The following is a 10,652-nucleotide window of genomic DNA, read 5'->3' as shown; positions in this document are numbered from 1 at the left end:
TTCAGAAATTGAAGAGATAATCGGCAAAATGACTAACCCTACTATCTTAGAAGAGGTACTAAAATTAGCAGCTACCGCTAATTCTCTCGCAGAATTTAAGCAGTCTTTGGCAAAAATCAATATCTAGAAAACGGGTTTCTTAGAAAACGGGTTTCTTTGAGAAACCCGTTTTCTTGTAATAAATGTTAGTTTTTGTTAAAGAGGTCTTGAAAAATCGACACTTGTTGGGCTAAAATTGTTAGCAATAAACCTTTGCAGTTAACGTCATGACTTCTACCCTGTTGCCGATTCTTCCTGCTGTTGACGATGTTTTGTTCAATTTTGCTCAATCTGATGGTTTTTGGGCGAATTTAGAAACCGCTTTTGGCACAAGTTATGATGTGGTTAAAGCGACGCAATTACGACAGCAGTGGCAAAGTCGAAATTTTAGTCAACTTCCTAAGATTGAGGTTGTCAACAGCAGTGTTTTAGGTAGTGCAAATGGCGCTTATGGGATTAGCACCAATAAGATATATCTATCTGAAAGCTTTTTTGCTTCTGCTAGTTTAGATGCTTTGGTTGCGGTGATTTTAGAAGAAATTGGGCATTATGTGGATGCTCAAATTAATAGGGTGGATACGGTGGGGGATGAGGGAGAATTATTTTCTCATCTGGTGAGAGGGGTTAATTTAACTGAGGCTGAGTTAACTTATATTCAAACAGAAGATGATCGTTCTGTTATTGATTTAGGGGGACAATTTATAGGGGTTGAACAAACAGCACCAATTACTTTAATTGTCAATACTACTATAGATGAGAATGATGGTAGTGCCACTATTGGCACTGGTTTATCCTTGCGGGATGCTGTTACAATTGCTAATCAAAGTCCTAATACTCCCTATATTATTAAGCTGAAATCAGGAACGACTTATGAATTGACTTATGTTAATGATACGACAACAGGCGATCGCAGTTTGAAGACGAAAGGTACGATTACCATTGAAACTGATGGAACAGCACTAGCTTCTATTGTTAATAATGCTAGTCCTATCTCTGGGCAGACAAATAAAAATTCTATTATAAGTAACTCTCGTAAAATACTTGGAGTTACATTAAATAATCTCTATATCAGCAACAAAGCAGGAAGGGGAATTTACAACCACTTGTGGGGAACATTAACATTAACCAACAGTACAATAACAGGTAATACGGCTGGTGTTGGAGGGGGAATTTACAACCAATCGGGAACATTAACATTAACCAACAGTACAATATCTGGTAATAAGGCTCATAGTGATGATGATGATATATACACCGTGGGCAGTGGAGGGGGAATTTACAACGGTGGAACATTAACAATAACCAACAGTACAATATCTGGTAATACGGCTGATGGTGGAGGGGGAATTTCCAACTGGGGAACATTAACATTAACCAACAGTACAATATCTGGTAATACGGCATCTGGTAATTCGGTTAATGATCATGGAGGGGGAATTTTCAGCGATGGAACATTAACAATAACCAACAGTACAATATCTGGTAATACGGCTGATGGTGGAGGGGGAATTTTCAACCAAGATGGAACATTAACAGTAACCAACAGTACAATATCTGGTAATACGGCTGATGATGGAGGGGGAATTGACAACTGGGGAACATTAACAATAACCAACAGTACAATATCTGGTAATACGGCTGATGGTGGAGGGGGAATTTCCAACACTGGAACATTAACGTTAACGAATAACATTATTACTAGCAATAGTGCCCCTTACGGTGGTGGTATTTACAATGGGGGTACATGGAGTTCAAATAGTATTATTAGTGGAAATACTTCGAGCAAAGTTTGGTATATAGACCCAAATGGACGTTCAACTGCGTCCGAATCCAGCTGGATTAATGGTAAATGGATAGCAAATCCAATAGATCCAAAATATCCAAATATATATGATGATGGCACTTTTACCGCACTCCCACCCACTCCTAATCCTCCACCTAAACCAACGATATCAGTCAGTAATGCGTGGGTCGATGTTCCCGCAGGGACTAATCAAACAAAAGTGCTTAAATTCGAGGTTAAACTATCCTCAGCCTATGATAAACCGATAACCGTTGATTACTATACCCTTGATGGAAGTGCCAATTCAATAGACTCTAAGCAATTAAAAGATTTTAACAATGTTGTCAAACAAACCCTCTCCTTTTTCCCAGGACAAACCAGCAAACAAATAGAAATTACCGTTTTAGGAAGTGCGCCTCCTACCGACCAAACCTTTGAGATTTTGGCAAAAGATACCGCTTATCGTGATTGGACAGATACGGACAAAGGCAAAGAAGTAGATAAGATCTATGACTATAGTGACCTGGGTTACGAAGGCTATCGTATCAATAAAGTTTTCAAAGATTCTACCACAGGATTTGATGCTTTTGGTTTAACTTCTGATGAAAAATTCTTTCTGGTTTTAGCCAATCCCCTTAATGCCAATGAATTTAAATCCAGTAGCAATAACTTACTGCAAGATATTGCCAATACTTCAGGCGGTAACAATACCGCCGCCTATACTGCTGGACAGAATCTAATCAACCAACTCACCAGCACCAAGCAATCCTATACCTTCACTGATGGCACAATTTATGACCTTGCTAAACCTCCTGTTTTAGCGATTCGGGGTACTGAATTCTCATCTGTTAACGATTTATTAAGTGATGCTGAAACCGAAGGAATTGGCTATAATCAATTTACTAACAATAAAGCCGCAGTCAATCAATGGCTTTCAGAAGTAACTAATCCCGTAAGCGGATTGACTCTAAAACCTAATATTACAGGTCATAGTTTAGGCGGTGCATTAAGTCAGTGGGTAGGGGGTAGTTATACAGGACAACTCGGAAAGATTGTTACTTTCAATAGTCCGGGTATTTCTCAACAACCCGGCATTAATTTTAACGCTACTAATAACTTAGGTGTCACTCATTACATAACTTCGGCCGATTTGGTTAGCATTGCAGGTTCAAAATATCTGAGTGGAGTCTGGAACTTAGAAAAATATTCAAAACTAACATCTGCAATTACTTTTGAAAAACATTCAGTTCCCGTCTTAAATCAAACTATTACAAGAACTAATTTGTCAAAGCCGACAGATTTAACCCGGAAAGTTGCCAACGGAAATACTACTGATTTAAGTAGTTACTGGTTTACATATTTGCCTGATGCTGATTATTTTGCCTTGCAAATGATGATTAGAGGATTGGGAAGCTTACCTATTCCTGGAATTGGATTAACAGGAACATATCTGGCAGCGGCTTTAACTTATCGTGGAACCGTTGAACTGAATCGACAAGCAATCGGAAGTGCCATTGATGGTCTTGGAAATATATCCGATGCAGTAACATCCGCTTACAACGCAGCTAAATCTTGGACTTCAGATGCGTGGGATGCGATTATTGGACAGTCTGACAAGAAACTTGGTTTATCTCCATCAACTGCAAATCAAAGCAATTCAACGCTAAAGCTTGCATCATCTTTTCTGGACACAAATAGCTATCAAATAGCAACAACAGCTACAGCATCACAGACAATTGATAACTTTTGGGATGCCATACCTGACTGGGGAAATAATGCTTGGCAAGCTACAACTAAATGGTCAGGAGATGCTTGGAAAAGTATTGATGAATGGACACCCCAAACTTGGCAAGCAACAACTACCTGGACAGCAGCCGATTGGAATAAACCATTCTTTACTATCTCAAATCCGACAATTGTAGAAAACAATTCAGGAACAAATAACCTGATATTTAAAGTTACATTGTCAACCACAAGTACCCAAACAATTACCGTAAATTATGCCACTGCTAATAACACAGCAACAGCAGGAAGCGACTATACAGCGAAAACAGGGACTCTCACCTTTACCCCCGGACAAATCAGCCAAGATATTATTATTTCCGTCAATGGTGATACTGCAATTGAACCAGATGAGACTTTCTTGATTAACCTTTCTAATCCTAGCAATGCGCTGATTACAGATAATCAAGGATTAGGAACAATTACCAATGATGATGTCACCCTTCCTAATATCACTCTTGCGGTTTCTCCCGCAAGCGTAACTGAAGATGGGACAACAAATCTGGTTTATACCTTCACCCGCACTGGTGTAACAACAAATTCTTTAACAGTCAATTACACCCTCGGGGGAACAGCTACTTTAAATACCGACTACACTCGTACAGGGACTACCAATACAGTCACCTTTGCCGCTGGTTCATCCACTGCTACTGTAACAGTTGACCCCACTGCTGATACTACAGTTGAAAGTGATGAGACTGTTATTTTAACCCTCGCTGCGGGGACAGGTTATAAAGTAGGTACAACCACTCCAGTTACTGGGACAATCACCAATGATGATTTCTCCAAACTCTCCATCAATAATATCACCGTTGTCGAGGGTAAAGATAATAATGCCATCCTCACCGTCACTGTCAACAACCCCAATCCACAACCAATTAGCGTCAATTATACTACTGCACCCATTAACGCTACCGCCAATGTAGATTACACTAGCAAAACTGGAACTATCACCATTGCACCTAATACTTCCACTGCTACTATTAGCATTCCCATCCTCAATGATAACCTTAATGAGGCAAACGAAACTTTTGCCATTAACCTCAGTAATCCCGTCAATGCAACTCTTACCAATAACAAGGGAATTGTCACCATCAGCGACACCTTAACCGCTAATGTCACCACTACCCTACCCGCTAATGTGGAAAATCTGACCCTAACAGGAAGCGCAAATATTAACGGTACAGGTAACGCCGGTAACAATAAAATCACCGGAAATAGTGGCAATAATCAAATCAATGGACGTGCTGGAATCGATACTTTAACTGGTGGTTTAGGTGCAGATACTTTTATCTTCCAATTTGGCCAATCTACCATATCCGCAAGCGATAGTATCACAGATTTTGCCATCAATAGTGATAAAATTGACTTATTAACTCAAGCTGGAAACGCTATCAGTGCGCCTAGCAATTTCAGTCGTGCTGCTAATAGCACTGCTACCACTTTACAGAATTTAATCAATCAGGTATTTACTGATGCTAATGGAGCGATTACAGGTAATCAAGGATTAGGGGTTAATAGTGCCGCCTTAGTGCAGGTAACAACCGGTGCAATAGCTGGAACTTGTCTCGTTATTAATGATAGCACGGCTGGCTTCCAATCCAGCAATGATTTATTAATAAATATCACCGGATTTACTGGTGCTTTACCAGCTTTAGGGAACATTCCAGTGGGTAATTTCTTTATCTAAGTTTCTAAGTCACCTAGAAAACGGGTTTCTTCAAGGAACCCGTTTTCTGTGTTAAAAATTGTCAGCTACCCCCGCCATTTATTAGTTACATATTTCTTAACATAAAGTTTGACAACAACTGTGGTATAACTTCACAAGAACTTGATATTATTATTACAATAGTCTCAAAAACAATGATCGAATTAAGTCCCGCCGCCGCTAGAGAAATTGAACGTTGGAGTCAAAGCCGTCGCCTGAGTGGTTCCTATCTGCGTTTGGCAGTAAAAAACGGTGGTTGTTCGGGACTTCACTATCATCTCGAATTAACCCCTATTGTGGCAGAAAACGATCGCTTTTATCAAAGTCAGGGTATTAATATTGTAGTCGATCCTGACAGCGATCGCTACCTACAAATTTTAAAATTAGACTATTCAGAAGATCTCATGGGTGGTGGTTTCCGTTTTACCAATGCCAACACCCAAAATACCTGCGGTTGTGGTCTTTCCTTTAGCGCTTAATTAACTGCTCCAAATAGCCAAGACAACTAAAAGCGCATTAACCAGATAAAAAGCTCCCACAATCTTCGTTTCCGTCCAACCACTTAATTCTAAATGATGATGAAAAGGAGCCATTTTTAATAATCTTTTGCCCTTGCCATCGGGTCCTTTTGTGGCTTTATAATAGATAACCTGAGCGATTACCGAAAGAGATTCCAGAAAGAACAGACCACTAATTAAAAATAATCCCCAGAGATGTCCAGTAATTAAACCCACTGCAGCTAAAGCACCTCCCAAAGCGAGGGAACCCGTATCACCCATGAACACTTTAGCGGGGTTGCGGTTATGAAAAATGAAGCCTAGACAAGCACCAGCAAAACAAGTGCAGAAAATCGCTAAATCCGGATGACTAGGGGCGATAATAAGACCTAAACCCAAAAAAGCGATCGCACCTGTTCCCCCCGCTAATCCATCCACCCCATCGGTGAGATTAGTGGCGTTACTTTCAGCCACAAGGACAAATCCCGCCAAAATCCAGAAGAAAAAGCCCAAAGGAATGACTAATCGACCCCAAAGGGTGATATCGGTACTCACCTGATTGACCAACATCCAGAGGCAAAAAAGCACCGCCCCCGTTATCTGTAAAATTAACTTCATCTGGGGAGATAGGCCTTTATTCGACTTATAACGCAGAATTTGCCAATCATCTAACCAACCGATACCCATGTAAGCAAAAGTCAGCAAAGCAACCGCCACCACATTAGGAGTGAATTTAGACCAGATTAAAGCGAAAATAAGGGCTACTGGCACAAAAAAGCTGCCTCCCATGGTCGGGGTTCCTGCTTTCTTTAAATGGGCCTGGGGTCCATCTTCGCGCATAATCTGACCCATTTTCAAGCGCCGCAGCATCGGCACCACTTGACAACCAAGACCAGCACTGATTAATGTTGTGGCCATCAGGGGGAGTAACAGGGAATTAGTGGACTGAAAAAAAACTACTAACAGAAATAGTAATCCCGTTAGTAGAATCAGGAGATGGGTTCCAGTGGGTTTTTTAAAGATAGGGGCGGAAAAAATGTTAGCGTTCACGACTAAAGCGTCAGATAAGGGTAAAATTTGCCAAAGAAGACGGGATTAATCTTCATCTAAGACTAATTCATCCTCGTCGTCATCATAACCGATATCATCGACATCCATGAGTTCAGATAGTTCCACATCTTCTTCGAGAGTGAGATCTGGTTCGGCGATTTTATCCCGGGGAATCATGCGATTATTTTTTTCTAACCACTCGACAATGGAAGCGTCTTTTTTTAGGGGAATAACCGCGGCCGGTTCGTAGCGGGGTTCTTGACGAATAGAAGGATTAAGCATAATCACTCGACGATTAACAGCAATCATTTCGAGTTTACCATGTCTTTTAAGGCTCTGATAATCTCTTGATTGGCTGCGGGGAAAGTGTAATGATCTAGTTCCTGGATGGTTACCCAGCGGATTTCTTCACATTCGATCGCCCTTGCTTCGCCACTGAGATAACGACAGTTATATACTTGTAGATTAACCCGAAAATGACTATAGGTGTGATCGATAGTGATTAAATGACTATCCACTGCGATGTCAATGCCAATTTCTTCTAATATCTCCCGTTTAATACATTCCTGCACCGTTTCATTGCCTTCGATTTTGCCGCCGGGGAATTCCCAAAAACCGCCCAGGAGTCCCTTGGCCAGACGGCGATCGATTAAAATTAAATCTCGATCATCTCTAATTACGGCCACACCGATTTGTTTAGAAGCTAAAGAGTCTGTTTCGGGAATCATAGTGGTTATTGGCGAAAAAATCGGAAAAAATAGTTAAAAACTGACTGCGGAAAATTGAGTCAAAAGATGATATAATCGAGAATTGTACGATTAACGATTAACAATGACAGTCAGTTCCGAATCAAAGTTTATTTTAAAAGTATTGTGGTTAGATCAGAACGTAGCGATCGCTGTAGATCAGGTGGTCGGCAAAGGAACTAGCCCCCTCACCGCTTATTTTTTCTGGCCGCGCAATGATGCTTGGCAACAACTGCAAGAGGAGTTAGAAGCAAAACACTGGATTGATGAGTCCGATCGCGTTGATGTTCTCAACAAAGCCACAGAAGTAATTAATTTTTGGCAAGAGTTACGCAATCAAAGCCGACAAATCCCCATGGCCGATGCACAGTTAAAATTCCCCGAAGTTGTGTTTAGTGGTAGCAATTAATTTATAGCAGTTATCTTAATGGGGAGCGACAAAATCTCCAGTTTTAGGCAACGGAAAACAGGAAACTTTTTCAGTGATCACCGCTCAGCAGGAGAACAGCAACTTCTTAATAAGTAGGGAGGCACAATTATTTGTAGGATGGGTTAGCGGTAGCGTAACCCATGCGGGCGTTGGGTTTCATGCTTCAACCCAACCTACGTTCATCTTATATTTAATTCCACCCACCTACTTAACAGTATTCACTGAAACCTCAAATCTGATAACTGATAACTGAAAAAGAATCGGGTAGGTTTATATAAACCCGCCCGATTTTGCTTTAATTTAATTTGATTTGGTTGGGTTTAAAGCGATACTAAACCGCCAGCGGCCTGGTATCTAGCGCGAGCTTTGCGCCATGATTGTTGCGCTTGGATAGTTTTGCGACGGTCATCCCCTTTGCTGGCTTCATCGAGACGGGTTTGGGCCTGTTCGTATTCGGTGCGAGCTTTTTCTTTATCGATTTTTGAGCCTAATTCCGCCCCATTAACGAGGACTTTGATCTCATTATTTTCGACTTCAGCAAAACCGCCCAAAACCGCGATATTTTCCCAGTCTTTCCCCGGTCGAATTCGCATTACGCCAATATTCAGGGCAGTTAATAAAGGAGCGTGACCGCTAAGAATACCTAATTGTCCCGTGGAACTGGGTAGGATTACTTCTTCAGCCACGTTATCCCAGACAATGCGATCGGGTGTAATAACCCGTACTGTAATGCTCATTGGTGATAATAACGATAATTTTGGCAGATTTCTGGGTTAAGTAACCGCGTTTAGCGGTTACTACTGACTTTTAATTAGCCTTTTTTGAGTTTTTCGCCTTTAGCGATCGCTTCATCGATATTGCCGACCATATAGAACGCTTGTTCGGGTAAGCGATCGAGTTCACCTTTGAGGATCATCTGGAAGCCTTTGATCGTATCAGCGAGGGTAACGTATTTACCCGGGGAACCGGTGAAAACTTCGGCCACGAAGAAAGGTTGCGAGAGGAAACGCTCAATTTTGCGAGCGCGGTCAACGGTGAGACGATCTTCTTCCGACAATTCGTCTAAACCGAGAATAGCGATGATGTCCTGTAACTCTTTATAGCGTTGCAGGGTAGATTGGACGGCGCGAGCGGTGCCGTAGTGTTCATCACCGACGATATCAGCTTGGAGCATGGTGCTGGTGGAACCGAGGGGATCTACCGCCGGATAGATACCTTTGGAAGCCAGACCACGAGATAGTACAGTTGTTCCGTCCAAGTGAGCGAAGGTAGTAGCGGGAGCGGGGTCAGTCAAGTCATCCGCGGGTACATAGACCGCTTGGATGGAAGTGATGGATCCTTCTTTGGTGGAGGTAATCCGCTCTTGCAGGTCGCCTACATCAGTACCGAGGGTGGGTTGGTATCCTACCGCAGAAGGCATCCGACCGAGGAGCGCCGATACTTCCGAACCAGCTTGCACGAAACGGAAGATATTATCAATAAATAAGAGTACGTCTTGCTTGTTGACATCGCGGAAGTATTCGGCCATGGTCAAAGCGGAGAGACCGACGCGCATTCTCGCTCCGGGGGGTTCGTTCATCTGACCGTAAACGAGGGCGATTTTCGATTCTTCGGGGTTATCAGCGTTGATTACCTTCGATTCGATCATCTCGTTGTAGAGGTCGTTTCCTTCGCGGGTTCTTTCACCCACACCGCCAAAAACCGAGACACCACCGTGTTGAATGGCGATATTGTTGATTAATTCCATCATAATGACGGTTTTGCCCACACCAGCACCCCCAAAGAGGCCGATTTTGCCCCCTTGACGGTAGGGGGTGAGCAGGTCAATCACCTTGATACCGGTTTCAAAAACCGTCGGTGTTACTTCAAGATCGACTAATTTGGGAGCGGGACGGTGAATAGGAGAGGTTTCGGTGACGTTAACCGGTCCTTTTTCGTCCACGGGTTCACCAAGAACGTTAAAAATCCGACCGAGGGTGCATTTACCCACGGGAACGCTAATCGCTGCGCCGGTATCCACGATATCCATACCGCGCACTAAACCATCGGTGGTACTCATGGCAACGGCGCGCACTTGGTTGTCACCGAGTAACTGTTGCACTTCACAAGTAACCGATAGATTTTGACCGGCGGAGTTAGTTCCTTTTACGGTTAAGGCATTATAAATACGGGGCAGGTTGCCACTGGGAAATTCGGCATCGATGACAGGACCGATGATCTGGACGATTTTACCAACGTTAGTTTCTGTTGTCGCTACCATTGTTTATGTCTACTCTGGGTTTTAGCTGATAACTCCCACAAGGGGAAAGTCTTAATTTTTTGTAAAATTAGCCAATACACAGCTTATCACGCTAGGGGATCAGATCAGTTATTTTCGCTATCAGCCCTCAGCAGTCGGTCGTCACGAGACTCGGAGACAGGAGATTATTTTATTTGTTCCCCCCACTTCCCGCTTCCCACTCCCCGCTTCCCGCTCCCTGCTTGACAAACACAGGGGTTTGCCTTTAAGAGAACTCCATAAAAAAGATGATCCAATAGTCAAGTGGTTTGATAAGGGATTTCCACAAACCACTTTGGCAAATGGGGAAGTCGATTAATCTGTTTTTCCAACTCTGCC

The 10,652-nt window shown here is 42.5% G+C and carries 8 protein-coding genes; 3 read left to right on the top strand and 5 right to left on the bottom strand.

The window, feature by feature from the left end; translation table 11 throughout:
- Positions 1-266: 266 nt before the first annotated feature.
- Positions 267-5,294 (top strand): Calx-beta domain-containing protein, encoded by a 5,028-nt coding sequence (locus H6G48_RS24880; RefSeq protein WP_190723745.1) that lies wholly within the window; start codon positions 267-269, stop codon positions 5,292-5,294.
- Between the two features lie 173 nt (positions 5,295-5,467).
- Positions 5,468-5,791 (top strand): HesB/IscA family protein, encoded by a 324-nt coding sequence (locus tag H6G48_RS24875; protein WP_190723744.1) that lies wholly within the window; start codon positions 5,468-5,470, stop codon positions 5,789-5,791.
- Here H6G48_RS24875 and mraY read toward each other — a convergent pair whose 3' ends face one another.
- The 3 genes from mraY to mutT are packed head-to-tail and all read right to left on the bottom strand — an operon-like array spanning position 5,792 to position 7,587.
- Positions 5,792-6,859 carry a phospho-N-acetylmuramoyl-pentapeptide-transferase gene (gene mraY, locus H6G48_RS24870; RefSeq protein ID WP_190723743.1) on the bottom strand — a complete coding sequence of 356 codons (1,068 nt, stop codon included), beginning with the start codon at positions 6,857-6,859 and terminating at the stop codon, positions 5,792-5,794.
- 45 nt (positions 6,860-6,904) lie between these two features.
- The gene (locus H6G48_RS24865; protein WP_002735746.1) at positions 6,905-7,168 is read right to left on the bottom strand and encodes a DUF3134 domain-containing protein; all 264 of its coding nucleotides are present in this window, start codon (positions 7,166-7,168) and stop codon (positions 6,905-6,907) included.
- On the bottom strand, positions 7,165-7,587 hold the full coding sequence (gene mutT, locus H6G48_RS24860) for an 8-oxo-dGTP diphosphatase MutT (protein WP_002746036.1): 423 nt from the start codon (positions 7,585-7,587) through the stop codon (positions 7,165-7,167). Before mutT ends, H6G48_RS24865 begins: the two co-directional genes overlap by 4 nt.
- A gap of 103 nt (positions 7,588-7,690) precedes the next feature.
- On the opposite strand from mutT, the gene H6G48_RS24855 reads away from it, so the two are divergent.
- Entirely contained in the window at positions 7,691-8,014 is a 324-nt protein-coding gene (locus tag H6G48_RS24855; protein ID WP_002766067.1) for a 30S ribosomal protein PSRP-3, read from the top strand.
- A gap of 341 nt (positions 8,015-8,355) precedes the next feature.
- Here the strand turns inward: H6G48_RS24855 and atpC are convergent, their stop codons facing one another.
- On the bottom strand, positions 8,356-8,772 hold the full coding sequence (gene atpC / locus H6G48_RS24850; protein ID WP_190723742.1) for an ATP synthase F1 subunit epsilon: 417 nt from the start codon (positions 8,770-8,772) through the stop codon (positions 8,356-8,358).
- A 74-nt stretch (positions 8,773-8,846) separates the two neighbouring features.
- Entirely contained in the window at positions 8,847-10,295 is a 1,449-nt protein-coding gene (gene atpD / locus H6G48_RS24845; RefSeq protein WP_104396187.1) for a F0F1 ATP synthase subunit beta, read from the bottom strand.
- Between the last annotated feature and the right edge of the window lie 357 nt (positions 10,296-10,652).

Source organism: Microcystis flos-aquae FACHB-1344 (assembly GCF_014698375.1).
Lineage (GTDB): Bacteria > Cyanobacteriota > Cyanobacteriia > Cyanobacteriales > Microcystaceae > Microcystis > Microcystis aeruginosa.
Note: the sequence above shows the minus strand (reverse complement) of the source record. Positions and strands in the feature narration are given on the sequence as shown.

What these genes read in the sequence shown, in the direction of transcription:
- H6G48_RS24855 (WP_002766067.1), top strand. Translation starts at nt 7,691, where the DNA reads ATGACAGTCAGTTCCGAATCAAAGTTTATTTTAAAAGTATTGTGGTTA.
- mutT (WP_002746036.1), bottom strand. Translation starts at nt 7,587, where the DNA reads ATGATTCCCGAAACAGACTCTTTAGCTTCTAAACAAATCGGTGTGGCC.
- atpD (WP_104396187.1), bottom strand. Translation starts at nt 10,295, where the DNA reads ATGGTAGCGACAACAGAAACTAACGTTGGTAAAATCGTCCAGATCATC.
- atpC (WP_190723742.1), bottom strand. Translation starts at nt 8,772, where the DNA reads ATGAGCATTACAGTACGGGTTATTACACCCGATCGCATTGTCTGGGAT.
- H6G48_RS24875 (WP_190723744.1), top strand. Translation starts at nt 5,468, where the DNA reads ATGATCGAATTAAGTCCCGCCGCCGCTAGAGAAATTGAACGTTGGAGT.
- H6G48_RS24880 (WP_190723745.1), top strand. Translation starts at nt 267, where the DNA reads ATGACTTCTACCCTGTTGCCGATTCTTCCTGCTGTTGACGATGTTTTG.
- H6G48_RS24865 (WP_002735746.1), bottom strand. Translation starts at nt 7,168, where the DNA reads ATGATTGCTGTTAATCGTCGAGTGATTATGCTTAATCCTTCTATTCGT.